At 56.5% G+C, this 25224-nt stretch carries 24 protein-coding genes; 8 read left to right on the top strand and 16 right to left on the bottom strand.

Translation table 11 applies throughout. From position 1 onward, the window contains the following. Positions 1-128 precede the first annotated feature (128 nt). From rpoH to ftsY, 4 genes are all read right to left on the bottom strand, one after another. Positions 129-986 carry an RNA polymerase sigma factor RpoH gene (gene rpoH, locus CWR52_RS11110; RefSeq protein ID WP_008500093.1) on the bottom strand — a complete coding sequence of 286 codons (858 nt, stop codon included), beginning with the start codon at positions 984-986 and terminating at the stop codon, positions 129-131. 251 nt (positions 987-1237) lie between these two features. After that, positions 1238-2293, bottom strand: coding sequence for a permease-like cell division protein FtsX (gene ftsX / locus CWR52_RS11115; protein ID WP_045909157.1), 1056 nt, complete (start codon positions 2291-2293; stop codon positions 1238-1240). Beyond that, positions 2280-2951 (bottom strand): cell division ATP-binding protein FtsE, encoded by a 672-nt coding sequence (ftsE, locus tag CWR52_RS11120; RefSeq protein ID WP_013099140.1) that lies wholly within the window; start codon positions 2949-2951, stop codon positions 2280-2282. Before ftsE ends, ftsX begins: the two co-directional genes overlap by 14 nt. Positions 2952-2953: 2 nt before the next feature. Continuing rightward, entirely contained in the window at positions 2954-4414 is a 1461-nt protein-coding gene (gene ftsY / locus CWR52_RS11125) for a signal recognition particle-docking protein FtsY (protein ID WP_104949670.1), read from the bottom strand. A 127-nt stretch (positions 4415-4541) separates the two neighbouring features. On the opposite strand from ftsY, the gene rsmD reads away from it, so the two are divergent. Together rsmD and CWR52_RS11135 are read left to right on the top strand one after the other, a co-directional pair. Next, positions 4542-5144, top strand: a complete 603-nt coding sequence (gene rsmD / locus CWR52_RS11130) for a 16S rRNA (guanine(966)-N(2))-methyltransferase (protein ID WP_104949671.1) — start codon at positions 4542-4544, stop codon at positions 5142-5144. After that, entirely contained in the window at positions 5128-5409 is a 282-nt protein-coding gene (locus tag CWR52_RS11135; RefSeq protein ID WP_008500088.1) for a DUF1145 family protein, read from the top strand. The genes rsmD and CWR52_RS11135 overlap by 17 nt, the downstream gene beginning before the upstream one ends. Before the next feature lie 60 nt (positions 5410-5469). On the opposite strand, the gene CWR52_RS11140 is transcribed toward CWR52_RS11135, so the two are convergent. Continuing rightward, positions 5470-5826, bottom strand: coding sequence for a DUF2500 domain-containing protein (locus CWR52_RS11140; RefSeq protein ID WP_104949672.1), 357 nt, complete (start codon positions 5824-5826; stop codon positions 5470-5472). Positions 5827-5955: 129 nt separating this feature from the next. Here CWR52_RS11140 and CWR52_RS11145 point away from each other — a divergent pair, with 129 nt between their 5' ends. Beyond that, positions 5956-6582 (top strand): lysoplasmalogenase, encoded by a 627-nt coding sequence (locus CWR52_RS11145; protein WP_045909154.1) that lies wholly within the window; start codon positions 5956-5958, stop codon positions 6580-6582. A gap of 76 nt (positions 6583-6658) precedes the next feature. Further along, positions 6659-8830 carry a Zn(II)/Cd(II)/Pb(II) translocating P-type ATPase ZntA gene (gene zntA, locus CWR52_RS11150; protein WP_104949673.1) on the top strand — a complete coding sequence of 724 codons (2172 nt, stop codon included), beginning with the start codon at positions 6659-6661 and terminating at the stop codon, positions 8828-8830. An 89-nt stretch (positions 8831-8919) separates the two neighbouring features. Here zntA and ubiA read toward each other — a convergent pair whose 3' ends face one another. From ubiA to malK, 5 genes are all read right to left on the bottom strand, one after another. Further along, positions 8920-9789: a 4-hydroxybenzoate octaprenyltransferase gene (gene ubiA, locus CWR52_RS11155; protein WP_104949674.1), complete on the bottom strand. Its 870-nt coding sequence runs from the start codon at positions 9787-9789 to the stop codon at positions 8920-8922. 12 nt (positions 9790-9801) lie between these two features. Further along, entirely contained in the window at positions 9802-10299 is a 498-nt protein-coding gene (gene ubiC, locus CWR52_RS11160; protein ID WP_104949675.1) for a chorismate lyase, read from the bottom strand. 180 nt (positions 10300-10479) lie between these two features. Continuing rightward, complete coding sequence (gene malM, locus CWR52_RS11165) at positions 10480-11421, bottom strand: maltose operon protein MalM (RefSeq protein ID WP_104949676.1); 942 nt, start codon at positions 11419-11421, stop codon at positions 10480-10482. Positions 11422-11534: 113 nt separating this feature from the next. Beyond that, positions 11535-12845 carry a maltoporin gene (locus CWR52_RS11170; RefSeq protein ID WP_023293542.1) on the bottom strand — a complete coding sequence of 437 codons (1311 nt, stop codon included), beginning with the start codon at positions 12843-12845 and terminating at the stop codon, positions 11535-11537. A gap of 71 nt (positions 12846-12916) precedes the next feature. After that, positions 12917-14026, bottom strand: a complete 1110-nt coding sequence (malK, locus tag CWR52_RS11175; protein ID WP_104949677.1) for a maltose/maltodextrin ABC transporter ATP-binding protein MalK — start codon at positions 14024-14026, stop codon at positions 12917-12919. A gap of 370 nt (positions 14027-14396) precedes the next feature. On the opposite strand from malK, the gene malE reads away from it, so the two are divergent. From malE to malG, 3 genes are all read left to right on the top strand, one after another. After that, positions 14397-15587, top strand: coding sequence for a maltose/maltodextrin ABC transporter substrate-binding protein MalE (gene malE / locus CWR52_RS11180; protein WP_045909150.1), 1191 nt, complete (start codon positions 14397-14399; stop codon positions 15585-15587). 120 nt (positions 15588-15707) lie between these two features. After that, positions 15708-17252 carry a maltose ABC transporter permease MalF gene (malF, locus tag CWR52_RS11185; RefSeq protein WP_048030187.1) on the top strand — a complete coding sequence of 515 codons (1545 nt, stop codon included), beginning with the start codon at positions 15708-15710 and terminating at the stop codon, positions 17250-17252. A 14-nt stretch (positions 17253-17266) separates the two neighbouring features. Next, positions 17267-18157, top strand: a complete 891-nt coding sequence (gene malG / locus CWR52_RS11190; protein ID WP_008500077.1) for a maltose ABC transporter permease MalG — start codon at positions 17267-17269, stop codon at positions 18155-18157. A gap of 97 nt (positions 18158-18254) precedes the next feature. Here the strand turns inward: malG and psiE are convergent, their stop codons facing one another. Beyond that, positions 18255-18665 (bottom strand): phosphate-starvation-inducible protein PsiE, encoded by a 411-nt coding sequence (psiE, locus tag CWR52_RS11195; protein WP_021242727.1) that lies wholly within the window; start codon positions 18663-18665, stop codon positions 18255-18257. A 96-nt stretch (positions 18666-18761) separates the two neighbouring features. On the opposite strand from psiE, the gene CWR52_RS11200 reads away from it, so the two are divergent. Then, positions 18762-19214: an acyltransferase gene (locus CWR52_RS11200; protein ID WP_047362612.1), complete on the top strand. Its 453-nt coding sequence runs from the start codon at positions 18762-18764 to the stop codon at positions 19212-19214. Positions 19215-19292: 78 nt separating this feature from the next. Here CWR52_RS11200 and CWR52_RS11205 read toward each other — a convergent pair whose 3' ends face one another. The 5 genes from CWR52_RS11205 to pgi form a co-directional block, all read right to left on the bottom strand. Continuing rightward, positions 19293-21389: a YjbH domain-containing protein gene (locus CWR52_RS11205; protein WP_023345255.1), complete on the bottom strand. Its 2097-nt coding sequence runs from the start codon at positions 21387-21389 to the stop codon at positions 19293-19295. Continuing rightward, positions 21389-22126: a capsule biosynthesis GfcC D2 domain-containing protein gene (locus tag CWR52_RS11210; protein WP_104949678.1), complete on the bottom strand. Its 738-nt coding sequence runs from the start codon at positions 22124-22126 to the stop codon at positions 21389-21391. Before CWR52_RS11210 ends, CWR52_RS11205 begins: the two co-directional genes overlap by 1 nt. Further along, on the bottom strand, positions 22123-22761 hold the full coding sequence (locus CWR52_RS11215; RefSeq protein ID WP_104949679.1) for a YjbF family lipoprotein: 639 nt from the start codon (positions 22759-22761) through the stop codon (positions 22123-22125). Before CWR52_RS11215 ends, CWR52_RS11210 begins: the two co-directional genes overlap by 4 nt. Positions 22762-22824: 63 nt before the next feature. Beyond that, a complete protein-coding gene (yjbE, locus tag CWR52_RS11220; RefSeq protein ID WP_008503423.1) occupies positions 22825-23067 on the bottom strand; it encodes an exopolysaccharide production protein YjbE in 243 nt (80 codons plus the stop codon). A gap of 367 nt (positions 23068-23434) precedes the next feature. After that, positions 23435-25084, bottom strand: coding sequence for a glucose-6-phosphate isomerase (gene pgi / locus CWR52_RS11225; RefSeq protein ID WP_104949680.1), 1650 nt, complete (start codon positions 25082-25084; stop codon positions 23435-23437). Between the last annotated feature and the right edge of the window lie 140 nt (positions 25085-25224).

Here is a 25224-nt window from a genome sequence, read left to right on the forward strand (position 1 = left end):
GCTACCCCGTAGGCCCGATAAGCGCAGCGTCATCGGGCTTTTGCCGGATGGCGGCTACGCCTTATCCGGCCTACAAAAACAAAACCCCCGGACTCGCATCCAGGGGTTCTCGGTGTACTTCGCGGTAATTACGCTTCGATAGCGGCGCGAAGTTTTTTCATGGCGTTCTTTTCAAGCTGACGGACACGTTCTGCAGAGACGCCGTAGCGGTCGGCCAGCTCCTGCAGCGTGGACTTGTTGTCTTCGTCCAGCCAGCGGGCGCGGATAATATCCTGGCTACGCTCGTCGAGGCCTTCCATCGCATAGCTCAGCTTGTTCGCGGCCTGATCTTCCCAGTTATCCTCTTCGATGCCGTCAGCAAAGTTAGAGGTTTTATCCTGCAGATACAGAACCGGTGCCATTGGCTGGCTGTCGGATGCGTCGTCGTCGGAGGACATATCAAAGGTCATGTCCTGCGCGGCCATACGGGATTCCATCTCACGCACGTCTTTGCTGGATACGCCCAGCTCGCGCGCCACCATTTCCACTTCATCCTGATTGAACCAGCCCAGACGCTGCTTGGTTTTACGCAGGTTGAAGAACAGTTTGCGTTGCGCTTTTGTCGTGGCGACTTTCACGATACGCCAGTTGCGCAGCACGTATTCATGAATTTCTGCTTTGATCCAGTGTACGGCGAAGGAGACGAGTCGCACACCCACTTCCGGGTTAAAGCGACGCACAGCCTTCATCAGACCGATGTTACCTTCCTGAATCAAGTCCGCCTGCGGCAGGCCATAGCCCGCATAATTACGAGCAATGTGAACAACAAAGCGCAGGTGAGACAGGATCAGCTTTTTCGCTGCTTCCAGATCGCCCTGGTAATGCAGCTTTTCAGCAAGCTCCTTTTCTTCCTCGGCCGTTAACATCGGCCAGGTGTTCGCAGCCCGGATGTAAGATTCCAGGTTACCAACAGGGGCTAAAGCTAAAGTTTGCATTTCTTTGGTCATTCATTCCTCTCAGTGTTTCTTCTGGTCCAGGTTGTCCCCGTCAGGCAACAACCATGCCAAAGCGTTTGAGCAACGAGATTAGCATTCACTCTTTTATCAGACAGTGATTTTATCCACAAGTTCCAGGTGCAACAGTGAATAAATTACGCACAAAATGTGACATGGAGATGATATCAGGGGTAGAGACAACAGGGACGCTTTCCCTGCAGAGCGAACATCTCGGTGCAGGGAAAGATTATATCACGCTTTTATTAGTCGGGAGTAAAGTGACGTAAATGTTGAACGGTTGCCAGCCACGCGGCCACCCACCCAATCATCGAACACACCAGCAGCAGTAAGAGGCACTCATCGAACCCTAAGCCGCTGATATCAAACTTGGTTCCGAAAACCTGCGCCACTTCAGTCACGGCAGAGGAAAGCCGCATCACCAAAATTTCTGACAATATCAGTGAAAGAAATGCGCCGGAAAAACCGAGCAGTGCGCCACCGTAAAGGAACGGTCGGAGGATGAAGCCATCCGTCGCACCAATCAGTTTCTGCACGTTGATGGTGTCGCGACGGGCGAAGATGCTCAGGCGAACGCTGTTGCCGATGACGAGGAAGACCGCCGCCACCATCAGCACGCCAATCATCGCCGCGACGCGGCCTACCAGCCCGGTCAGAGCAGAGAGACGCGCAAACCAGCTGTCATCCATACGCACTTCATCAATACCCTTAATGCGCGTGATGCGATCGCGCAGGGTGTTAAGCGAATCGGTCCCCTGGAAATCCAGCTTCGGGATCACCACCGCCACGGCGGGCAGCGGGTTCTCTTCGAGCATATCCAGCGCGCCGCCAAAGCCAGACCAGTTCCTGAACTCGCCCAGCGCGTCTTCACGTGAGAGATAATTGACCTTCTCCACGCCCTGCTCGGCCTGAATTTGCCCAACCACCTGCGCCGCCGCGTTATCGTCGAGCGCTTTATCCAGATAGACCGTGATCTGCGGAGACGGATAATACTGCGACGCTGCCTGGTTGACGTTCTTGTAAACCATGTAGCAGACGCTTGGCAGCGTCAGGGAGATGGCAATCACCATCACCGTAAGGAACGTCGCCAGCGGTTTGCTTTTCAGGTCCTGCAGCGCGCCGTGGAACGCGTAGCGCACCTGCTCGTTAAAGACGTTGGTTTTGCGGGAGGCCGGTTTTGGCGCGGCCTTCTGGCGCTTCGGCGCATTACGATTGCCGTCACCCCCGCCCTGCGGCTTACGGAAACGGTCAAACCGGTTCCCGAACTGCCGAATCTGGTTTATTGCATCACGCTTGTTCACCGTGGCCTCCGTGCAAATGCCCGTCGCTCAGGGTCAGCATGCGGTACGAACGACGGGAAATCAGCCCGATGTCGTGCGTTGCCATCAATACGGTAACCCCTACGCGGTTAAACTCCTCAAACAGACGCAAAATCCCTTCTGACAGGGCATCGTCCAGGTTACCGGTCGGTTCATCCGCCAGCAGCACGGCAGGCTTGTTCACCACCGCGCGGGCGATACCCACGCGCTGCTGTTCACCGCCGGAGAGCTGGATCGGGAAGTTCTTCGCTTTGTCCAGTAGCCCGACCTTATCCAGCGCCGCAGAGACGCGGCGGCGGATATCGTCATAGCTGGCGCCGGCAATAATCAGCGGAATGGCCACGTTATCGAAAACGGTGCGATCCATCAGCAGGTGGTGATCCTGGAAAATCATGCCAATCTGACGACGCAGAAACGGCACTTCACGGTTTTTCAGACGGCTGATTTCGTGGCCGCTGAACCAGATTTTCCCGGCGCTTGGCCGTTCGATCCCACAGATAAGCTTGAGCAGGGTACTTTTCCCCGCGCCGGAATGGCCGGTCAGGAATGCCATCTCGCCCGGCTGCAGGTGGAATGTGACCCCCTGCAGCGCTTGTCTCCCACCGAGATAGGCCTTGCTGACGTGTTCAAAGCGAATCATTGTTAGTCCTCTCGGGCAAATAATGCCTCAATAAAGTCGTCCGCCTTAAACGGACGTAAATCCTCAATACGCTCGCCCACACCGATGTAACGGATAGGAATGCCGAACTGGTCGGCCACGGAGAAGATCACCCCGCCTTTCGCGGTGCCGTCCAGTTTGGTCAGCGTGATCCCCGTCAGTCCTACCGCTTCATGGAACAGTTTTGCCTGGCTGATGGCGTTCTGTCCGGTGCTGGCATCAATGGTCAGCATAATTTCATGCGGTGCGTCTTCGTCCAGCTTCTTCATGACGCGAACGATTTTCTTCAGCTCTTCCATCAGGTGCGATTTATTCTGCAAACGCCCTGCGGTATCGGCAATCAGCACGTCCACGTTGCGCGCTTTCGCCGCCTGGATGGCGTCAAAGATCACGGAAGCGGAATCCGCGCCGGTATGCTGAGCAATGACCGGGATGTTGTTGCGCTGGCCCCACACCTGCAGCTGCTCAACCGCTGCCGCACGGAAGGTATCGCCCGCCGCCAGCATCACCGATTTACCCTGCTGCTCGAACTGACGCGCCAGCTTACCGATGGTGGTGGTTTTACCCACGCCGTTCACGCCGACCATCAGAATAACAAATGGCGTTTTGCCTTCAATATTAAGCGGTTCGTCAACTTTTGCGAGAATTTCACCCATCTCGTCTTTCAGCAGGCCGTACAGCGCTTCGGCGTCACGCAGCTGTTTGCGGCTCGCCCCTTCGGTCAGATTAGTGATGATCTTACGGGTGGTTTCGACACCCACGTCCGCAATCAGCAGTTGCTCTTCCAGCTCTTCAAACAGATCGTCGTCGATCTTCTTGCCGCGGAACAGACTGATAAATCCGGAACCTAAGTTTTCTTTGGTTTTAAGCAGGCTGCGTTTCAGACGCGCGAAGAAACCCTCTTTGGTCGGTTTTTCCTGCTCCTGAACGGTCTCTTCTTCGGCCTGCTCTTCTACCGGCACAACGATAACCGCTTCTTCTGCGGCTTCCGCCGCCAGCGCCTGGGCTTCCAGCTCTTCGTCGGTCAGCTCCGGCTCGAGTGCCGCTTCTTCTTCCACCGCTTCAACAATTTCAACGGTTTCCGCTTCGACCTGCCACTCTTCGGCAGCAACCTCTTCGGCTTTTACCTCTTCCGGCAGCGGCAGCTCTTCGTGTTCGATAGCGGCCTGTGGCGCTTCGATAGCGGCTTCTACGACAACCGGTTCTGGCTTCTCGCTCTCCTGAACCTGTTCAGTGACCTCAACCACCTCTTCAGCAAAGGATTCAATCTCTTCTTTGCTGTGCGCCGTTTCTTCCGCTTCGACAACCGCGGCGGTTTCTACAGGCGTTTCAGGCTGCGACGGCTCTTCAACGGCATGTTGTTCTTCGGTTTTCTGTTCTGTTTCTTGCTCTTTTTCACCGAAGCCCAGCCAGGAAAAGAAGCCACGTTTTTTTTGTTTTGCCATCTGCGACTACACTCCTCGCGGCGCTATATACATGGAAGCTAAAAAAATGATGAAATAGTCTAACACTTTACTTAATTGACATCACCGCCCGCAATCGCAGGCCAATTGTTAACAGAGCTTTCCTGAGATGAAGAAACCCAACCGCGCCCCGGCCGGTCAAATTCGTATTATCGGCGGTCAGTGGCGAGGCCGGAAATTACCGGTGCCGGACAGCCCCGGTTTACGCCCCACTACCGACCGCGTGCGCGAGACGCTGTTTAACTGGCTGGCCCCGTCAATGGTAGACGCCCACTGCCTGGACTGCTTCGCCGGAAGCGGCGCGCTCGGGCTGGAAGCGCTGTCGCGCTATGCTGCCAGCGCCACGCTGCTGGAAATGGAGCGCGGCGTGGCGCAGACGCTGCAGCAAAATCTGGCGACGCTGAAGGCGAGCAACGCGAAAGTGGTGAATACCAATACGCTGAGCTTCCTTGCGCAAAAGGGCACGCCACACACCGTGGTGTTTGTCGACCCGCCGTTCCGCAAGGGGTTGCTGGAAGAGACGTTATCCCTGCTGGAGCAAAACGGCTGGCTGGCGGATGACGCATTGATTTACGTTGAAAGCGAAGTGGAAAACGGTTTACCGCCGGTTCCCGCCCACTGGGATCTGCACCGTGAAAAAGTCGCAGGTCAGGTTGCTTATCGTCTGTATCACCGTCAGGCACAAGGAGGATCCGATGCCGGTACTGATTAATCTGGGACGCTTACTGATGCTGGGCGTCTGGGCGTTTTTGCTGCTCAACCTGGTGCACCCGTTCCCGCGCCCGATGAATATTTTCGTTAACGTGGCGCTGATTTTCACCTCGTTCATGCACGCCCTGCAGATGGTGATGCTGAAAAACGGCCTGCCGAAAGACGGCCCGCAGATGACGGGCTGGCAGCAGCTGCGCGTGTTTATCTTCGGCGTGTTTGAGCTGCTGGTGTGGATGAAGAAGTTTAAGGCACAGGTGAAGAAGTAAGGTGCGGCCTGATGCCCTCACCCTAACCCTCTCCCACAGGGAGAGGGAACCGTTCGTGCATTATTCCGCCTTGAACCCCTCGAATCGCGACCCTTTGTAGCTCAGCGTTCCTTTCTCTCCCACCGTCAGTTGGTGGTACTGTTGCGCCTCCAGGCGGAAGGTCATCTCGAGGCCGCCCGTTTCCGGCTTAAAGCTCGCTTCATAGCGCATTGTTGTGCCCGCAGGCGTCACCTGCTGCTGGCGCGAGCGGCGGTCATTAAGCGGTTTTTCGCGTTTGTTCGTCACCACCACGCGCTTTTGCATCAGCGATGCGGCATCGTTATCCGCCTTCTCGCGGCGCTGCTGCACGAAGCGGAACGAGGCGGCAATGACGATAATCGCCACCACGATAATGAAAAACAGCGGCATCTTGCTCATTCTACAATCCCATCAGATTATGCGGAATTCAGGATACCCTGCCTTCCCCGGCATTGCCAAACGCCCGCCCGCGTCACTACACTGGATCAGAAACTGATTATTCAGACTTAACAGATACAGGGAGTTAATATGCTTTGGTCATTTATCGCTGTCTGTTTTTCCGCATGGCTTTATGTCGATGCGTCGTACCGTGGTCCCACCTGGCAGCGCTGGCTGTTTAAACCCGTCACGCTGTTGCTCCTGTTGCTGCTGGCCTGGCAAGCGCCGATGTTCAACGCCGTCAGCTATCTGGTGCTCGCCGGGCTGTGCGCCTCTCTGATTGGCGACGCCCTGACCCTGCTGCCGCGCCAGCGCCTGCTGTATGCCGTAGGGGCATTTTTCCTGTCGCACCTGCTGTATACCATCTACTTCGCCAGCCAGATGACGCTCTCTTTCTTCTGGCCGCTGCCGTTGGTCCTGCTGGTGATTGGCGCCCTTCTGATCGCGGTGATCTGGTCGCGTCTGGAAGAGATGCGTTTGCCGGTCTGCACGTTTATCGCCATGACCCTGGTGATGGTATGGCTGGCAGGTGAGCTGTGGTTCTTCCGTCCGACCGCTCCGGCAATGTCCGCATTCTTCGGCGCCGCGCTGCTACTGATTGGGAACATCGTGTGGCTGGGCAGCCACTATCGCCGCCGTTTCCGGGCGGATAACGCGATTGCCGCCGCCTGTTACTTTGCCGGGCACTTCCTGATTGTGCGTTCGCTGTATATCTAAATAACGCTTGACTCTGGAGTCGACTCCAGAGTGTATGCTGCGGTTAATGAGAAAATTATCATTGCCGGAGACTGCCATGTCGACTCCAGAAACACCCAAAAAAGTTCCTCAATTCTCGGCGCTTAAGCTCAGTCCGGTTCCGCCGCAAGACGACTGCTGTTGCGAAGGCGCGTGCGAAACGCAAACGGAAAGGCTGCCCGAAAGCGGCAACCGCTACAGCTGGGTCGTTAACGGCATGGACTGCGCCGCCTGCGCCCGTAAAGTAGAAAATGCGGTGAAACAGGTGCCGGGCGTCAGCCACGTTCAGGTGTTGTTCGCCACCGAAAAGCTGCTGGTTAACGCCGAAAACGACGTCAGCAAACAGGTTGAAGCCGCGGTAAGCAAGGCGGGTTACAGCCTGCGTAGCGAAGCCGCGCCCGCGGAAAAAACGTCATCCCTGCGGGAAAACCTGCCGCTCATCACCCTCATCATCATGATGGCCCTGAGCTGGGGGCTGGAACAGATTAACCATCCGTTTGGCAACCTGGCGTTTATCGCCACCACGCTGGTCGGTCTGTTCCCGATTGCCCTTCAGGCGCTGCGCCTGATGAAAAGCGGCAGCTGGTTTGCCATCGAAACGCTGATGAGCGTGGCGGCCATCGGCGCGCTGTTTATTGGCGCGACGGCAGAAGCGGCGATGGTGCTACTGCTGTTCTTAATCGGTGAACGCCTTGAGGGCTGGGCAGCCAGCCGGGCGCGTAAAGGGGTCAGCGCGCTGATGGCGCTGAAGCCGGAAACCGCCACGCGCGTGGTAAACGGCACGCGAGAAACGGTCACCATCACGACCCTGCGTCCGGGCGACGTGATAGAAGTCGCGGCAGGCGGACGCTTGCCTGCAGACGGCGCGCTGCTTACCGCCACCGCAAGCTTTGATGAAAGCGCCCTGACCGGCGAATCCATTCCGGTAGAGCGCGCCGCGGGTGAAAAAGTGCCTGCGGGTGCCACCAGCGTCGACCGTCTGGTGCAGCTCACCGTGCTTTCCGAGCCGGGCGACAGCGCCATCGACCGTATCCTGAAGCTGATTGAAGAGGCTGAGGAGCGCCGCGCACCGGTCGAACGCTTTATCGATCGCTTCAGCCGGATCTACACGCCCGCCATTATGCTGGTGGCCCTGCTGGTCACCGTCGTCCCACCGCTGTTCTTTGGCGCGCTGTGGGAGGGCTGGATTTATAAAGGGCTGACGCTATTGCTGATCGGCTGTCCGTGCGCGCTGGTGATTTCCACCCCGGCGGCCATTACGTCCGGGCTGGCGGCTGCGGCACGTCGCGGGGCGTTGATTAAGGGCGGCGCGGCGCTGGAGCAGCTGAGCCAGGTCCAGCATATCGCCTTTGATAAAACCGGTACGCTGACCGTCGGCAAGCCGCAGGTAACCGGCGTCTATCCGCAGGACATCAGTGAAGATGCGTTGCTTACACTGGCCGCCGCCGTTGAACAGGGCTCCACTCACCCGCTGGCGCAGGCGATTGTGCGTGAAGCGCAGGCGCGCGGGCTGAACATCCCTCCGGCAACCGCCCAGCGGGCGCTGGTTGGGTCAGGGATTGAGGCCACCGTTGACGGTAAAAAGGTACTGATTGTCGCGGCGGGCAAGTCTTCTACTCCAGAGGTGGAGGCGTTAGAACAGATCGGACAAACTGTCGTGACCGTGATGCAGGACGGCACCGCAAAAGGGATGCTGGCGCTGCGCGATACCCTGCGCGATGACGCAAAAGAGGCCGTGGCGGCGCTCCATCAGCTGGGCGTGCAGGGCGTTATTCTCACCGGTGATAACCCTCGCGCGGCCGCCTCCATTGCGGGTGAGCTGGGTCTGGAGTTTAAAGCCGGATTACTGCCGGCGGATAAGGTCAGCGCGGTAACGGAACTGAATGCTCAGGCGCCGCTGGCGATGGTCGGTGACGGGATTAACGATGCCCCGGCGATGAAAGCGTCCACCATCGGTATTGCGATGGGCAGCGGGACGGACGTGGCGCTGGAAACGGCTGACGCGGCATTGACCCACAACCGCCTGACCGGGCTGGCGCAGATGATCGATCTTGCGCGGGCGACGCGGGCCAATATCCGTCAGAACATCGGCATCGCGCTGGGGCTGAAGGGGATTTTCCTGGTGACCACGCTGCTGGGCATGACCGGGCTATGGCTGGCGGTGCTGGCGGATACCGGGGCAACGGTGCTGGTGACAGCGAACGCGCTCAGGTTGTTGCGTCGCCGGTAAAAAAACGCCCGGTGGCGCTAACGCTTACCGGGCCTACATATCCTGCTAAAACGTAGGCCGGGTAAGGCGAAGCCGCCACCCGGCTTTTTTTATAAGAAGTCGCTCATCGCCAGGCCTAAAAACAGCACCAGACCGACGTAGTTATTATTCATAAACGCTTTAAAACAGGCGTCGCGTTCGCGCTTCGCAATCAGCTTTTGCTGGTAGGCAAACAGCAGCCCCGCCACCAGCACGGACCAGTAAAACTCCCAGTTCAGCCCGTTCAGGCGACCGATCGCCACCATCAGCGCCAGTACCGCGACCTGCAGGATACCGATAATCAGCTTGTCCTGACGGCCAAACAGAATGGCGGTGGATTTGATGCCAATTTTCAGGTCGTCATCGCGGTCAACCATCGCGTATTGCGTGTCATACGCCACCGCCCAAAGTATGTTCGCCAGGAACATCAGCCAGCAGCTGAGCGGTAAGGACTCACTAACCGCCGCAAACGCCATCGGAATCGACCAGCCAAACGCCGCTCCCAGCACCACCTGAGGCAGATGGGTATAGCGCTTCATAAACGGATAAACCCAGGCCAGGGCCAGGGCCGCCACGGAAAGCAGAATGGTCATGGTGTTGAGGGTTAACACCAGCAGGAAAGAGAGCAGCACCAGAATAATGAACAGCACGCGGGCTTCTTTCCCGGTGACCTGCCCGCTGGGTAACGGACGACCGGCAGTACGCTTAACATGGCCGTCGAATTTACGATCGGCATAGTCATTCACTACACAGCCCGCCGCGCGCATCAGCCAGACGCCAGCCACGAACACGCCAAGGATCCACAGCGGCGGCACGCCCGGCGTGGCGACCCACAGCGCCCATAGGGTCGGCCACAGCAGCAGCAACGCGCCAATCGGTTTATCGGTACGCATTAAGCGGTGATACGCCAACAGCTTATTCTGCGTCAGGCTCCACTCCATTTTTTCTTCCTCTTAGTACAACGGCGATGCCGGTAAAAAAAGCTCCGTCAGAATTAACGGCTTACCGCTCAGGCGAAGGCGGGAACGACGCCCCCACAGTTCGGCATCACGACCAATCTCAATAAAATCCCGGGTAAGCTCAGACGAGGTGAAAAGGTAACGCCCCAGCGGCGTTTTCCCCAGACGTTGCAGCGCCAGCTCGGGCCCGGACAAAGTGGACTCGGGCACCACCGTCCGCCCGGCAAGCCACGGCTCGCCATCAGCACAAAGTAAAATTTCACGCAGCCAGTAACGTGGCTCGTGCGGCAGTAGCGGAAGCTCGCTGGCGATCTCATCGCCGGAGACAAACCCTTCCTGAATCAGGGTCACCGTGACCGTTTTTCCCTGCTGCTCAAAACGTTTTGTCATGGAATCTTCCAGCAACAGCCAGTCCAGCTGCTGGGGATCAAGCGCAGGTATTTGGTCGAAATAGCGCAGCGCACGCAGGCGCAAAAGCGCAGGGTGTGACATGCAAGACTCTCCGATACATAACGTACAGGCATTGTATCGCAGAAACGCGGATTGAGGGGGGCCAAACGTTATTTAACGATCACGATCGCAACAAGGGTGCAACAGCCCGACGGAGACGAAAAAAAGTGCGCCCACTCAGGCGCACCAAACGACTAACAAATCAGCACTGCGGGGAAACGGTTACCCCTTGCCTTTTACACTGCTGATAAAGGTGGAACGGGCAGTGGTTGAACCTAAACGTTCGGCTTCATCAAGCAGTTTCAGCGCTTTATCGACATCGCCGCGCTTCACCGCCTGCTTAATGGCGTTGTTGAAGTATTCTTCGGTGTCGTTCAGTACCGGCTCGGATTTTTTCGCTTGCGCGGGCGCTGAGGCTGGCGCAGCGGCAACTGGCGCGGCATAGGCTGGAGCGGCGGTATTACCGACGGTGACCGGCCCCGGACCAGACGAACCAAACAGCGGGCCAACCAGCACGCTGGAAGCGCTGTTAGTGGAGACTTTCAGCTTAACCAAGCCGTCGGTGGTATGGCGGGCAAGCGGGTCCGGAATATCCGGTACGGAGTTGCCGGTGCCTTTCGCATAGGCTTTCGCCGGATCAACCAGCGTTGTTGTCTGCTGCAAATCTTTCTCTGTTGTGAATACCAGCACGTAAATCTTTTGCTGTCCCAAGGCAGGCGTCAGGCGCATAACCCCCTGCAGGCGGTCCGCGCTCATCACGCCCGGTTCCTGATAGCTAAAGTAGCTGCTCGGGAAGAAAGCAGAAGGCGTCAGGTTTTGGTCCAGAATCAGCACGTTCGGTGCAAAGACGCTGGTTTGCTTGTCCACTTCACTGGTCAGGGTCAGCGTCAGCTCTCCAATATTCGCCGGAACACTGTAAGCCGCGACCGGGCCGGTAATGCCCGGGACATTCAACTGCTGACCGCCCGTAGAGAGCTGGGTTGATTGCGTTTTGGATTGATCAACCGGTATCCAGGTCAGTTGCTGGAGCGCCGCCGCCGGAATGGCAGGCGCAGAGCTGGTATTTTGAGGAACGAAATTGACGTCTGCAAAGGTGACAGCCGGAACGCAGGCCAGCAGCCCCGCAGAGAGACACAGCGCGACGAGACTTTTCTTCATTTTCATTGTTATTACCTCTGATAGCGTGAGCACTGCGGTGGCCAGGCAATAGCGCGCAGCACCCTAAGGAGAGAGGGGCTTACGCCCCTCTTTTAGGTCATTACGTCAGGTCTAACGAATTACCACCAGATTTCCATCTGGGCACCGAAGGTCCACTCATCGTCGTCGCCGCGGCTGAAGGTTTTCGCGGAAGTGTCGCTGTACGCCACGCCAGAGGTGTAGCCAGTGTCACTGTTGTTCGCATAACCCCATTTCTCGTCCCACTTCGCGTAAGTCGCGAAGACACGGATTGCCGGACGAGACCAGATGCTGTCGCCTGCCTGCCACTGTTGTGCCAGGGTAATTTTGTACTGGCTGTTTTTCTCGTCAGTTTTCTGAGATTTGACGTTGTCGTAGCCAACTTCCAGCAAGGTGCTCATGATCGGCGTCCATTTGAACATTGGACGAACGCCTACGGTCCACCACTCGGTACCGTTGTTGTTGTCACGATCGATGTTCTGGTACATACCGACATACATCAGGTCCCAACGGTCTGCCAGGGTGATTGCACCGTGGTCCAGCACGCGCCACATGGAACCGTCGTTATCAACGCTACCACCTTGTGGGATGCCTTTTCCGTTAGAGGTCATAGAGTCCGTACCGTACTGCAGTACGAACTTGTTGAAGCCCTTCATCATGCTCTGGGTGTGTTCAGCGGTGAACAGCCAGCCATCTTTAGACGCACCAGGCTGCAGGTAGTAATCGTCTGGAATGTTGGTGTGACCGTAGTCAACACCCAGCTCCAGCGTACCGCCCGGGTTGGTTTCCAGACCGGCTAAACGAACGTCGAAGACATCGTTTGGTACGACGTTGTCATAAATACGGTCGCCGTTCGCATCACGATCGGCGAAGGTTGCAGAACCGCCGGACTCGGAGGAACGGGTCGCTGCCAGCGAGAGTTTACCAAAGCCCAGATCGATGTTTTCAATACCGGCACCAGGACCCGAGATATCCCAGTAGTAGAAGTCGATCATGTGGACGTCATGACGCTGATAGAAGCGCTTACCGGCCCAGATGGTAGAGCCTGGCAGCCATTCAATCAGGTTTTTACCCTGCACGTTAGCTTCACGGAAGGCTGGGCTGGTGGATTCCCAGTCGTTCTGCTGAGAGACGGAATAGGCAACGTTAGTGTCGAAGTAGAAGCTCTTGTCGCCCTCTTTCCACACTTCCTGACCCAGTTTCAGTTCAGCGTAGGTCTCACATTCGTTACCCAGACGGTATTTACTTTGAGCACCTGTTGCCTGGAAACACTGCTGTTCACCGCCACTCCCGGTCCAGCCAATGCCGGAACGAGCATAACCTTTAAAGTCCACGGCACCAGCCTGGGCAGACAGGATGCCTGCCGCAACGGCGATTGCCAGAGGGACTTGTTTGCGCAGAGTAATCATCATTCTATCTCCTGAGATCATTGCTTTTCTTTGAACACTTCACCTGTCGGTTTCGTGTCTTCTTTTGGGATTGCTTAAACGCCTGGCTCTTTGTGCAACCGACGACATGCAGTGCCATCCTCACGGAACAGATGGCAGCGCTCTGGCGGCAAGCCGATAGCGAATGTGGCACCCTCTTCTACCAACACCACGTCGTTCTGGCGGTAGACCAGGTTCTGACGGATGGCGGGGATCTGGATATGAATCTGTGTTTCGTGACCAAGCTGTTCGACGACCTGAACCTCACCTTCCAGCGTCACATCGGCGATGTGGCTCGGCAGTAGATGCTCAGGACGAATACCGAGGGACATGTTTGCCCCCACCTGTACGTTGGCGCTGTCGACCGGCAGCCACACCTGCTGGCGGTTTGGCAGCTCCACCTGTACCTGTTCAATGGCTGTTGCGGTCACTTTGACGGGCAGGAAGTTCATCTTTGGCGAGCCAATGAAGCCCGCAACAAAGCGGTCTGCCGGGTAGTGATACAGCTCCAGCGGTTTGCCCACCTGGGCTACGCGGCCGGCATCCAGCACCACGATTTTGTCGGCGAGGGTCATCGCTTCGACCTGATCGTGGGTGACGTAAATCATCGTGCGGCCAAGACGCTTGTGCAGACGGGAGATTTCGATACGCATCTGGACGCGCAGGGCGGCATCCAGGTTGGAAAGCGGTTCATCGAGCAGGAAGACGCGCGGCTCGGCAACCAGGGTACGACCAATCGCCACGCGCTGACGCTGACCGCCGGAAAGCGCTTTCGGCTTACGCTCCAGCAGGTGCGCCAGCTGTAACACTTCCGCCACCTGCGTCACGCGCTGGTTAATGATCTCTTTCTTCGCGCCGGCCAGCTTCAGACCAAAAGACATGTTCTCGGCGACGGAAAGATGGGGATAGAGAGCATAAGACTGGAACACCATGCCTACGCCACGTTCGGCAGGCGGGATGTCATTCATTCGGGTATCACCGATCAGCAGGTCGCCACTGGTGATGGTTTCAAGACCGGCAATCATACGCAGCAGAGTTGATTTACCGCAGCCTGATGGGCCGACAAATACCACGAATTCACCTTCGTGGATGTCCAGATTGATGTCTTTCGACACCACAACGTCACCCCAGGCTTTCGTTACATTACGCAGCTGTACGCTCGCCATGCCCTTCTCCCTTCGTTACAACCTGTCACCGACAGAAACATTCAAGATAAGTTCACTATGGGGTATCCATTACTTTCCCGAATCCTCCACCCCCCGGCTTTTTTATGGGGGAGGAGGCGGGAGGATGAGAGAGCAGGCTCTGCGACCGGCACGGGCGGGCCAGGGCAAAATTCGTGAAGCCGCCTGCAAAATTCAGTGGGTTTTTATGTGCGCCAGCACTCATAACTTAAATTTATGCAACGGAGATCACACAAACGGGGGGTGGGGCGTAGGGGTTGGGAGGATGGAAAGAGGATGTCAAATAAGGAGACTGAGTCACGTTGAACCACTGAAGTCATACCACGAGACATCACCAAAAAGGATGGCAGATATGAATATCAAGACTGGCGCACGCGTTTTCGCATTGTCCGCCCTCGCAGCAATGATGATTTCCGCACCGGCGCTCGCCAAAATTGAAGAAGGCAAACTGGTTATCTGGATTAACGGCGACAAAGGCTATAACGGCCTGGCCGAAGTGGGCAAAAAATTCGAGAAAGACACCGGCATCAAAGTGACCGTAGAGCATCCGGACAAACTGGAAGAGAAATTCCCGCAGGTTGCGGCAACCGGCGACGGCCCGGACATCATCTTCTGGGCGCATGACCGTTTCGGCGGTTACGCGCAGTCTGGCCTGCTGGCTGAAGTCACCCCGGACAAAGCGTTCCAGGACAAACTGTTCCCGTTCACCTGGGATGCCGTTCGCTATAACGGCAAGCTGATCGCGTACCCTGTCGCGGTCGAAGCCCTGTCTCTGATTTACAACAAAGACCTGGTCCCTAACCCGCCGAAAACCTGGGAAGAGATCCCGAAACTGGATAAAGAGCTGAAGGCGAAAGGTAAATCCGCCCTGATGTTCAACCTGCAAGAGCCGTACTTCACCTGGCCGCTGATTGCTGCCGACGGCGGTTACGCGTTCAAGTTTGAAAACGGCAAATACGACGTGAAAGACGTGGGCGTCGACAGCGCAGGTGCGAAAGCGGGCCTGACCTTCCTGGTTGACCTGATCAAGAACAAACACATGAACGCGGATACCGATTACTCCATCGCGGAAGCGGCGTTCAACAAAGGCGAAACCGCGATGACCATCAACGGTCCGTGGGCCTGGACCAACATCGATAAGAGCAAAATCAACTACGGCGTGACGCTGCTGCCAACCTTCAAAGGCAAGCCGTCTAAACCGTTCGTTGGCGTGCTGAGCGCAGGCATCAACGCTGCCAGCCCGAACAAAGAACTGGCAAAAGAGTTCCTGGAAAACTACCTGCTGACCGATCAGGGTCTGGATGAAGTGAACAAGGACAAACCGCTGGGCGCCGTCGCGCTGAAATCCTTCCAGGATCAGCTGGCGAAAGACCCACGTATCGCGGCCACCATGGATAACGCCCAGAAAGGCGAAATCATGCCGAACATCCCACAGATGGCCGCATTCTGGTACGCCACCCGTACCGCGGTTATCAACGCTGCAAGCGGTCGCCAGACCGTTGATGCCGCGCTGAAAGATGCTCAGGGTCGTATTACTAAGTAAGCAGAAAAACGGCGGGTGGCGCGTGCGCTTACCCGCCTTACGACTACGGCACGATCCGTAGGTCAGGTAAGCGCAGCGCCACCTGACAATAAGATTCCACCGTTGTAGAGGAAGAACCCCATGGATGTCATTAAAAAGAAACGCTGGTGGCAAAGCGACGCGCTGAAGTGGTCAGCGATCGGTCTGCTGTGCCTGCTGGTGGGTTACCTTGTTGTTTTAATGTACGTACAAGGGGAATATCTGTTCGCCATCATGACGCTGATTTTAAGCTCTGCTGGCCTGTATATTTTCGCCAACCGTAAAGCCTACGCCTGGCGCTATGTCTACCCTGGCGTGGCCGGGATGGGGCTGTTTGTCCTGTTCCCGTTGATTTGTACCGTCGCCATTGCGTTTACCAACTACAGCAGCACCAACCAGCTTGCGCAGGAACGCGCGCAGCAGGTCCTGCTGGACCGCTCATACCAGGCAGGCAAGACCTTTAACTTCGGCCTCTATCCTGCAGGCAACGAGTGGAAGTTAGCGCTCACTGACGAAGCAAGCGGGAAATACTATGTCTCTGACGCCTTCAAATTTGGCGGCGAGCAGAAGCTGGCCTTAAAAGAGGCGCAAGCCCTGCCGGAAGGTGAACGTGCCAACCTGCGCGTCATTACCCAAAACCGTCAGGCGCTGACCCAGCTCACCGCCGTGCTGCCGGACGAAAGCAAAGTGATCATGAGCTCGCTGCGCCAGTTCTCAGGCACCCAACCGCTCTATACCCTGGCGGATGACGGCACGCTGACCAACAACCAGAGCGGTGTGAAATATCGTCCGAATAACGACATTGGTTTCTATCAGTCCATTACTGCCGACGGCAAATGGGGTGATGACAAGCTCAGCCCGGGCTACACCGTCACCATCGGCTGGGACAACTTTACCCGCGTGTTTACCGACGAAGGCATTCAGAAACCGTTCTTCGCCATCTTCGTCTGGACGGTGGTCTTCTCCGTACTGACCGTGATCCTCACCGTGGCCGTGGGCATGGTGCTGGCCTGTCTTGTCCAGTGGGAATCCCTGAAGGGCAAAGCGATCTACCGCGTGCTGCTGATTCTGCCGTATGCCGTGCCGTCGTTTATCTCGATTCTGATTTTCAAAGGGCTGTTTAACCAGAGCTTCGGTGAAATCAACATGATGCTGAGCGCGCTGTTCGGCATCAAACCGGCCTGGTTCAGCGACCCAACTACCGCCCGCTCGATGATCATCATCGTCAATACCTGGCTGGGCTATCCGTACATGATGATCCTGTGCATGGGGCTGCTGAAGGCCATCCCGGATGACCTGTACGAAGCTTCGGCGATGGACGGTGCGGGCCCGTTCCAGAACTTCTTTAAGATTACGCTGCCGCTGCTCATCAAGCCGCTCACCCCGCTGATGATTGCCAGCTTCGCCTTTAACTTTAACAACTTCGTGCTGATTCAGCTGTTGACCAACGGCGGCCCGGACCGCCTGGGCACCACCACGCCGGCAGGCTATACCGACCTGCTCGTGAGCTACACCTACCGTATCGCCTTCGAAGGCGGCGGCGGTCAGGACTTCGGTCTGGCGGCGGCGATTGCCACCCTGATCTTCCTGCTGGTAGGCGCACTGGCGATAGTGAACCTGAAAGCCACGCGTATGAAATTTGACTAAGGAGGGCACTGAACATGGCTATGGTACAACCCAAATCTCAGAAACTGCGCCTCCTGGCGACGCATTTAGGCCTGCTGATTTTTATCGCGGCAATCATGTTCCCGCTGCTGATGGTTATCGCTATCTCCCTGCGTTCGGGTAACTTCGCCACCGGGAGCCTGATCCCGGACGAAATCTCCTGGGAGCACTGGAAGCTCGCGCTGGGCTTCAGCGTGGAGCACGCGGATGGTCGCGTCACGCCGCCGCCGTTCCCGGTGCTGCTGTGGCTGTGGAACTCGGTGAAAATCGCAGGCATTACTGCGATCGGTATCGTAGCGCTGTCCACCACCTGCGCTTACGCCTTTGCCCGTATGCGTTTCCCGGGCAAAGCGACGCTGCTGAAAGGGATGTTGATTTTCCAGATGTTCCCGGCGGTGCTGTCGCTGGTGGCGCTGTACGCCCTGTTTGACCGCCTGGGCCAGTACATTCCGTTTATCGGTCTGAACACCCACGGCGGCGTGATCTTCGCCTACCTTGGCGGTATCGCACTGCATGTGTGGACCATTAAAGGCTATTTCGAAACCATCGACGGTTCGCTGGAAGAAGCGGCCGCGCTGGATGGGGCTACCCCGTGGCAGGCGTTCCGTCTGGTGCTGCTGCCGCTGTCGGTACCGATTCTGGCGGTGGTGTTTATCCTGTCGTTTATCGCTGCGATCACCGAAGTACCGGTTGCCTCACTGTTACTGCGTGATGTGAACAGCTACACCCTGGCCGTGGGTATGCAGCAATACCTCAACCCGCAAAACTACCTGTGGGGCGACTTTGCCGCGGCGGCCGTACTCTCTGCCATCCCGATTACCGTGGTGTTCCTGCTGGCGCAGCGCTGGCTGGTCAACGGCCTGACGGCGGGCGGTGTGAAAGGTTAAGTTTCATTTTGTTATGCCACTGCAACCCTCAACTTTAGACGTATTGTATTGACCCAACTTGTGACTGTTGTTAGGCGGCCTCCGGGCCGCCATTTTTTTATTCGCGTTTCAGCCGCTTCGAGTTACACAGCCAGAGGGTGATCACCAGCAGCAGGATCGCCGCCGAGTAGATCAGCACGTCGAGCGGGGATTTATGATCGACGATGATCAGCCGCACAATCGCGGTGATCCCGATGTAGACAAAATAACGCAGCGGGAAGTGAAAGCCGGACTGAAAATACTTCACAATCAGGGCGATAAATTCAAAGTAGAGAAAGTAGACCACCAGTCCTTCCACCAGCGCATATTTGCTGGTTTGTTCAGGGGCAAACAGCACATCCGCCAGATGCACCGTCTCCTTACCCAAAAAGACGACCAGTATCAGGCCAAGGCTCAACAGACCGAGGTTCAGCACGGTCTGGAGGACAGTTGAGATAAACTCAACGCGCGGGCGAGTCAGGGATGTCATACAGCACCTCATTCTCCAGGGCGAGGTTTCTGTATAACGCAAAAATGTGACGGGGATCTATATTTTTTAATTATGTTTTATGTAGGGAGGTAACCGATGGATCGTAAACCAACCGGGGTTCGCAACGTGACGTGCGGCGACAATGTGACCGTATATGAACCCACTAATCTTTACGACTGTGTACTGGGCAACGGCGTATTCGTCGGCCCGTTTGTTGAAATCCAGGGCAATACGCGCATCGGTGACGACAGCAAAATTCAGTCGCACACCTTCATCTGTGAGTATGTGACCATTGGTAAGCGTTGCTTTGTTGGCCATGGCGTGATGTTTGCCAATGATATGTTTCGTGAGGGGAAACCAAACGCCGACCGGACCAGTTGGGGTCACATTACCATCGGAAATGATGTGTCGATTGGCAGCGGTGCCACCATTCTGGCGGTCTCCATTTGCGACGGCGCGGTGATTGGGGCGGGAAGCGTGGTGACGAAATCGATCGTCGAGAAAGGAGTCTATGCCGGGAACCCGGCGAGGCTGCTGCGCCGCTTGTAGTTCGCCCGGTGGCGCTGCGCTTACCGGGCCTACAAAAACCGTAGGCCGGGCAAACGCAGTGCCGCCCGGCGTGAAGCATCAGCGGAAGTTAATATTCTTATCGCTCGTCATGTCGTACAGCTGGAACTTACGTCCAAGCTGCTGACCGCCGTCGCGCGTCAGCGGCGTCCAGCCGATGGCCGCGCGGCTGCGGGTTGGACCGGATGAGAACAGATCCAGCGGAATCGACACGTAAACCCCTTTGGTAAAGTCCCCTTCCCCGTACTCGTCCGGCGAGACGTTGGTGATGGTGGCATAGCCGCCCACCACGACGCCGCTGTCGAAGTGTTTGGAGATGTCCAGCGTGCCGCCCTTGTCGCCCGCCAGGTACTGGCCGACGCTGGCTTTCACCAGCACGTCAGGCGCGAACGACGGCGTCCAGTAGGCGGTCAGGTGACCGGTTTTGACGCTGTAGTCGGTGAACTTCATCATGTCCTGGGCGCTGCGCCAGTCACGCTGTTTGACATAGTTGGCATCAATCCCGAACGCCCAGTTGCTGTCGACAGGACGATAAAGCACTTCTGCCCCCGCACCGCCGTACATGGTTTCCAGATACCCGCCATAAACCTGACCGTAGAAGCCGTTACCGAAATACTGGAAGTAGTTGGCCTGCAGGTTATTCACGTAGGCATCGTTCTGCACGTACTCACGCACGCGGGTACGCACGCGTGGCAGCGTCGAGTCTTTTGGCGGGTTGGTGTAGTTGAACTTGTCGTAGTTGTTGGCGATGTTGCCGAACAGGCTGCCGGTGGTCAGCAGGTGGTCGGTGAGCCACAGATCCGCCGTCGCCATGACGCCCAGCTGATACATGTAGAAGTTTTCCGGCCCGCCGACGGACTGGTTCAGCACCGGATCGATATGGAAATCGAAGCGCGACTTGTCGATATACCAGCCCTGCTCGGTGGTCTCCGGCACGATCGGCTCAACGCGTTTTTGCACCAGCTCGGTTTCATGCCCAAGCGGTTCGCCTTCCAGGTGGCGCTTAAGGCTGGCAACGTCCGTTTCCGTCGTCACCTGCGGCAGGTTGAGACGATTCTCCGTCACGCGGATCGTGCGGATCCCGTCCGGGAGATCGTTCATGATGATCCGGTTGGCGCGTTCGATCCCTTCACGCGAGTCGCGGTATTTCACCTGCTCGCCGGTGACGTACAGCGTATCGCCTTTCACCTGAATTTTTGGATCCGCCAGACCGGCATTGTATTTCAGCAGCGTCAGCTGGTTTGCCACCACGGAGTGCTGCAGAATCGCATCCTGCGGCTCCGGCTGGTATGCAGGCCGCGCGTTATCATTGTAGTGCGGCCGCATGTCGTTAAAGTTGGTGCGCAGCGTGAAGCCAAACATCACCGTATTGCCGCGCTCGTAGCTAAGGTTAACGTCGGCCCAGTCGGTGACGCGATAAATGGCGCCGACGTTAAACTTGCTCTTCTGCTCAATTTTCCCGGCGAAGTCCTGCGAGTAGTCATTCCCCTCGTACTCCAGCTTCAGGCGTAACGGCTGCCAGGGCGTCTGATATTCAACGCCGCCAAACAGTGACGCCGGACCGTGGAACATCTGGTCGCCGTTGATGGAGCCCGCTTTCTGGTAGCTGTTATCGCGGTAGCAGTATTTATCGCTGTAGGAGCAAAACGGGTTTTTCACGTTGCCGCTGGTGCCGAGATAGCCCCATCCCAGACCGAGTGAGAAATCAAACGGTCCCCAGGCCTTGCTGGCCACGATGTATTCCGCATCAAACAGGCCGGTACCGCCGATATCTTTGGCGCCCACGGAGACCTGCGGCATCCAGTAGCTCTCTTCCCACAGGCGCAGCTTGACGTCGAAGGCTTTATCTTTGTAGGTCTGATCGCCTGAGAACGCCTCGACGCTGCTGTATTGTTTCGTTCGGACGTCGGTATAGCGCAGCGTGGTTTCAAGCCACGGGAACAGCTGCACCGACGCCGAGTAGTAGCGATACTGGTCGTTATCACGGTAGTTAAGGCTAATTTCCCCCTCGCGCGCCATACGCGCGGTGGGCGTTTGCAGTAAACCGACGCCGCCGAAGTCTGACTGAGACGGGCCAATGGGTGCCGGATACGTTTCTGCATGGCAGGCGGCACTCACGCAGAGCGCCAGCATGCTGTAGAGATAGGTTCTTTTCATTATTCCGGTATCCGCTGAATCAGGGAGTGAAGGATATCGGCGTTAAGCCCGTCATACGCCTTCGTCCAGAAATGGTCGGCAAAACCGACAAAAATAATGCTGCCCGGCATGGGTTCGATATGACGCTTATTCCAGTAAGCGACAGGGGCTTTTTGCGTGTGGCCGTCAGGGTAAACCACCCAGGCGTAGCTGTTATCCGCGCCGCTCAGCAGACTCTGCTCATCGAGATAGCTCGCCACGTCGCGGCCAGGGGTAAAGGGCTTGTTACCCGGGCTGCTGATAAGCCCCATCACGGTCACCGTCGTCGGCTTCGCCGGAAGCCAGAGCGTATAGTCCCCTTCCAGGGTCGGGTTGCCGTTTTCCGTGACGCGCACGTCATCCGGGTCAAGATTGACGTTCTGTCGGCCCGTCACCTTCAGCGCCTGCAGCTGCTGACGGACGCTATTAATCGCCGCCGCGTCGTCGCCGTCTTCCTGTTCCGCGAGTCCCGTTAGCCTGGCAAGGAGCGCCTTGTGCTGCTGTTCCGTTTCAGCGGTCTTCTGCCGTTCAGCGATGACCGCGCCTGGCCACCAGCTGTTGGCGAGCCTTGGCTGTCCGACAAGATCAAGCAGATGTTCGGCGTGGGTTAAGGTTTTGGGTTTTTCACTGTCCGGCGTGTAGACCTTTACTGTCCCGGCGGACCATGCCAGCGGCGCGGCAAAACTGGCGATAAGCGCAACGTGAATGAGCGTTTTCATGATTTCGCCGCCTTGATCAGGGTGGTTTTGACCGGGAAGAAACCGGCACCGAGATACTGTAAGGACTGACGGATCTGCCCATCCTCGTCGATCCAGAAGCGGTTGTGCCAGGTGGCCTGGTCGGTGGTGACCTCTTCATCCAGCACGCGAACCTGCGTTTCGTCGCTGCCGACTTTCACGCTGTCGGTGCCGTCCCAGCGGAAGGTCGAGCGTGCCGTGGCGTAACGCACCTGCTTGTGTTCGGTCCAGCCCATCGTGCGCGTCCAGCCTGCGCCGTCGGCGATCTGGTTCGGCTTGATTAGCGGGTCGTCGGCGATATTATTCACCTCCAGCAGGTTATCGCCGCCCAACAGGGTTTTCACGATACGGCCATGCTGCGTCACGATGGTAGCCTGATCCTGCGTCACCCATTTCTGCTGCCCGTTTTCATCGAAAGCGAGCACCACAAACAGTTGCGGGCCATCGTTAAGCTGCATGTACTGACTGGCATAGGGCATGTTCTGAAGTTCGTCATCGGTCAGATGCACGCCCGGTGTGCCGAACAGGCTTTCCCACAGTGAGTTTCCCAGCCCTTTAGTGGTGGCCGAGCACGCCTGCAGCAGCAGGCAAATCAGAATGATTGCAGGTCGCTTCACGACTCTTCTCCGAAGGGGCGAAATAACCACACCGAAGTGTGGTTATGATTAAAACACCCGCTATTACTGGGTGCTGGTTGTCGTGGTGGTCGTGGTTCCGGTGTTGGAGCCATCACCGCCACCGGTTGCCGCCAGCGCGACACCCACAGCTGAACTTACGGTGCTGGCGCTGGCTGCGGTAGAACTCCCCGCAGACGCAGACGTCGCAGCCGACCCTGCCGCTTCCCCGACCTGAACCGGAGCTGCATAGACAGATGTCGCCGCAAGCGCAGATATGGCAAAAATGCCATACAGTACTTTCTTCATAACAATTTCCCTTCAATGAATGAATGGAGATTTGCCCGAAAAGAATTTCAGGCGGAATCGAGTATACACAACTACTGCCGCGGGTTTGCCGTAAGGGGAAATAGGGAGAGGGTTTTCGGACTAATGGATAAAATCGAAATGAAAGGAAAAACAAATAAATATATAACCAATAAAAATCAATAAGTTATAATATAGAGGTATTAACTGACTTCTACGTATTTTCTTAAAATAAACCGCGGGAATTAACGGGTTAAGCGTCTTTTTCGGATTAAACTCAGAACCAGAATTTGAGTTAACTAACAGACATCAGGAATTATCCGATAAAAAAATGCCGGCATTAAGCCGGCACGTTTTCATGACGTTTTAATTACGCACGCCATGCTTTATAACGGTTGATCAAACCATTGGTCGAGCTGTCATGGCTGGTAATCGCTTTATCATCACCCAGCTCTGGCAGAATACGGTTTGCCAGCTGTTTGCCCAGCTCAACGCCCCACTGGTCAAAGGTGAAGATGTTCAGGATCGCGCCCTGCGTGAAGATTTTGTGCTCGTACAGAGCAATCAGCGCACCCAGACTGAACGGCGTGATTTCGCGCAGCAGGATGGAGTTGGTTGGACGGTTGCCTTCGAATACTTTGAACGGCACCACGTGGTCCAGCGTTGCCGGATCTTTACCCTGGTCGCGGTATTCCTGCTCTACCACCTCGCGGGATTTACCGAACGCCAGCGCTTCGGTCTGGGCGAAGAAGTTGGACAGCAGCTTCGGATGGTGATCGGACAGCGGGTTATGGGTGATAGCCGGCGCGATGAAATCGCACGGTACCATTTTGGTGCCCTGGTGAATCAGCTGGTAGAAAGCATGCTGGCCGTTAGTACCCGGCTCGCCCCAGATGATTGGGCCAGTCTGGTAGTCCACCGCGTTGCCATTACGGTCCACGTATTTACCGTTGGATTCCATGTTGCCCTGCTGGAAGTACGCAGCAAAGCGGTGCATATACTGGTCGTACGGCAGGATCGCTTCGGTTTCAGCGCCGAAGAAGTTGTTGTACCAGATCCCGATCAGCGCCAGCAGCACCGGCAGGTTTTTCTCAGGCGCGGTGGTGGAGAAGTGTTTGTCCATCGCGTGCGCGCCGGAGAGCAGCTCAACGAAGTTGTCGAAGCCCACGGACAGGATGATAGACAGGCCAATTGCAGACCACAGAGAGTAGCGGCCACCAACCCAGTCCCAGAACTCGAACATGTTCGCGGTGTCGATACCGAACTCGCTGACGGCTTTACCGTTGGTAGACAGCGCCGCGAAGTGTTTCGCCACGTGCTTGTTGTCGCCCGCGGTTTTCAGGAACCAGTCGCGCGCGCTGTGGGCGTTGGTCATGGTTTCCTGGGTGGTAAAGGTTTTAGACGCAACCAGGAACAGGGTGGTTTCCGGGTTCACGTTCTTCAGCACTTCGGCGATATGGGTACCATCGACGTTAGACACAAAGTGCATATTGAGGTGGTTTTTGTACGGACGCAGCGCTTCGGTCACCATGAACGGGCCGAGGTCAGAACCGCCGATACCGATGTTTACCACGTCGGTGATCGCTTTGCCGGTGTAGCCTTTCCAGCTACCGGAGATGATCGCTTCGGAGAAGGTTTTCATCTTTTCCAGCACCGCGTTCACTTCCGGCATAACGTCTTTGCCGTCAACGATGATTGGCGTATTGCTACGGTTACGCAGAGCGACGTGCAGCACGGCACGGTCTTCGGTGCGGTTGATTTTCTCACCGGAGAACATGGATTTGATGGCGTCCGCCAGCTCGGTTTCTTTCGCCAGATCCTGCAGTTTTGCCAGCGTCTCTTCGGTAATGCGGTTTTTAGAGAAATCCACCAGCATCAGGTCGTCGAAAGTCGCGGAGAACGTGTTGAAACGATCGGCATCTTTCGCGAACAGATCCGCGATGGTGACGTCTTTCATTTCATCAAAATGTTTCTGGAGTGCCTGCCAGGCAGCGGTCTGCGTTGGGTTGATGTTTTTCATTAGCAATACTCTTCTGATTTGAGAATTGTGACTGCGGTCGATTGTAGCGCCTGCAAATAAAAATTGTGATGGTTTTTATGCCATTGCCCTGGCCTGCATCAAACACAGGTGAAAAGACCCGAAAAGTATAGCTGCTGAAG

It is taken from the genome of Enterobacter sp. SGAir0187, assembly GCF_002952735.2.
GTDB lineage: Bacteria > Pseudomonadota > Gammaproteobacteria > Enterobacterales > Enterobacteriaceae > Enterobacter > Enterobacter quasiroggenkampii.

Bases quoted from the DNA above. Each gene is read 5' to 3' on its own strand.
- rpoH (WP_008500093.1), bottom strand. From the start codon at position 986: ATGACCAAAGAAATGCAAACTTTAGCTTTAGCCCCTGTTGGTAACCTG.
- ftsE (WP_013099140.1), bottom strand. From the start codon at position 2,951: ATGATTCGCTTTGAACACGTCAGCAAGGCCTATCTCGGTGGGAGACAA.
- ftsY (WP_104949670.1), bottom strand. From the start codon at position 4,414: ATGGCAAAACAAAAAAAACGTGGCTTCTTTTCCTGGCTGGGCTTCGGT.
- rsmD (WP_104949671.1), top strand. From the start codon at position 4,542: ATGAAGAAACCCAACCGCGCCCCGGCCGGTCAAATTCGTATTATCGGC.
- CWR52_RS11135 (WP_008500088.1), top strand. From the start codon at position 5,128: ATGCCGGTACTGATTAATCTGGGACGCTTACTGATGCTGGGCGTCTGG.
- CWR52_RS11140 (WP_104949672.1), bottom strand. From the start codon at position 5,826: ATGAGCAAGATGCCGCTGTTTTTCATTATCGTGGTGGCGATTATCGTC.
- CWR52_RS11145 (WP_045909154.1), top strand. From the start codon at position 5,956: ATGCTTTGGTCATTTATCGCTGTCTGTTTTTCCGCATGGCTTTATGTC.
- zntA (WP_104949673.1), top strand. From the start codon at position 6,659: ATGTCGACTCCAGAAACACCCAAAAAAGTTCCTCAATTCTCGGCGCTT.
- ubiA (WP_104949674.1), bottom strand. From the start codon at position 9,789: ATGGAGTGGAGCCTGACGCAGAATAAGCTGTTGGCGTATCACCGCTTA.
- ubiC (WP_104949675.1), bottom strand. From the start codon at position 10,299: ATGTCACACCCTGCGCTTTTGCGCCTGCGTGCGCTGCGCTATTTCGAC.
- malM (WP_104949676.1), bottom strand. From the start codon at position 11,421: ATGAAAATGAAGAAAAGTCTCGTCGCGCTGTGTCTCTCTGCGGGGCTG.
- CWR52_RS11170 (WP_023293542.1), bottom strand. From the start codon at position 12,845: ATGATGATTACTCTGCGCAAACAAGTCCCTCTGGCAATCGCCGTTGCG.
- malK (WP_104949677.1), bottom strand. From the start codon at position 14,026: ATGGCGAGCGTACAGCTGCGTAATGTAACGAAAGCCTGGGGTGACGTT.
- malE (WP_045909150.1), top strand. From the start codon at position 14,397: ATGAATATCAAGACTGGCGCACGCGTTTTCGCATTGTCCGCCCTCGCA.
- malF (WP_048030187.1), top strand. From the start codon at position 15,708: ATGGATGTCATTAAAAAGAAACGCTGGTGGCAAAGCGACGCGCTGAAG.
- malG (WP_008500077.1), top strand. From the start codon at position 17,267: ATGGCTATGGTACAACCCAAATCTCAGAAACTGCGCCTCCTGGCGACG.
- psiE (WP_021242727.1), bottom strand. From the start codon at position 18,665: ATGACATCCCTGACTCGCCCGCGCGTTGAGTTTATCTCAACTGTCCTC.
- CWR52_RS11200 (WP_047362612.1), top strand. From the start codon at position 18,762: ATGGATCGTAAACCAACCGGGGTTCGCAACGTGACGTGCGGCGACAAT.
- CWR52_RS11205 (WP_023345255.1), bottom strand. From the start codon at position 21,389: ATGAAAAGAACCTATCTCTACAGCATGCTGGCGCTCTGCGTGAGTGCC.
- CWR52_RS11210 (WP_104949678.1), bottom strand. From the start codon at position 22,126: ATGAAAACGCTCATTCACGTTGCGCTTATCGCCAGTTTTGCCGCGCCG.
- yjbE (WP_008503423.1), bottom strand. From the start codon at position 23,067: ATGAAGAAAGTACTGTATGGCATTTTTGCCATATCTGCGCTTGCGGCG.
- pgi (WP_104949680.1), bottom strand. From the start codon at position 25,084: ATGAAAAACATCAACCCAACGCAGACCGCTGCCTGGCAGGCACTCCAG.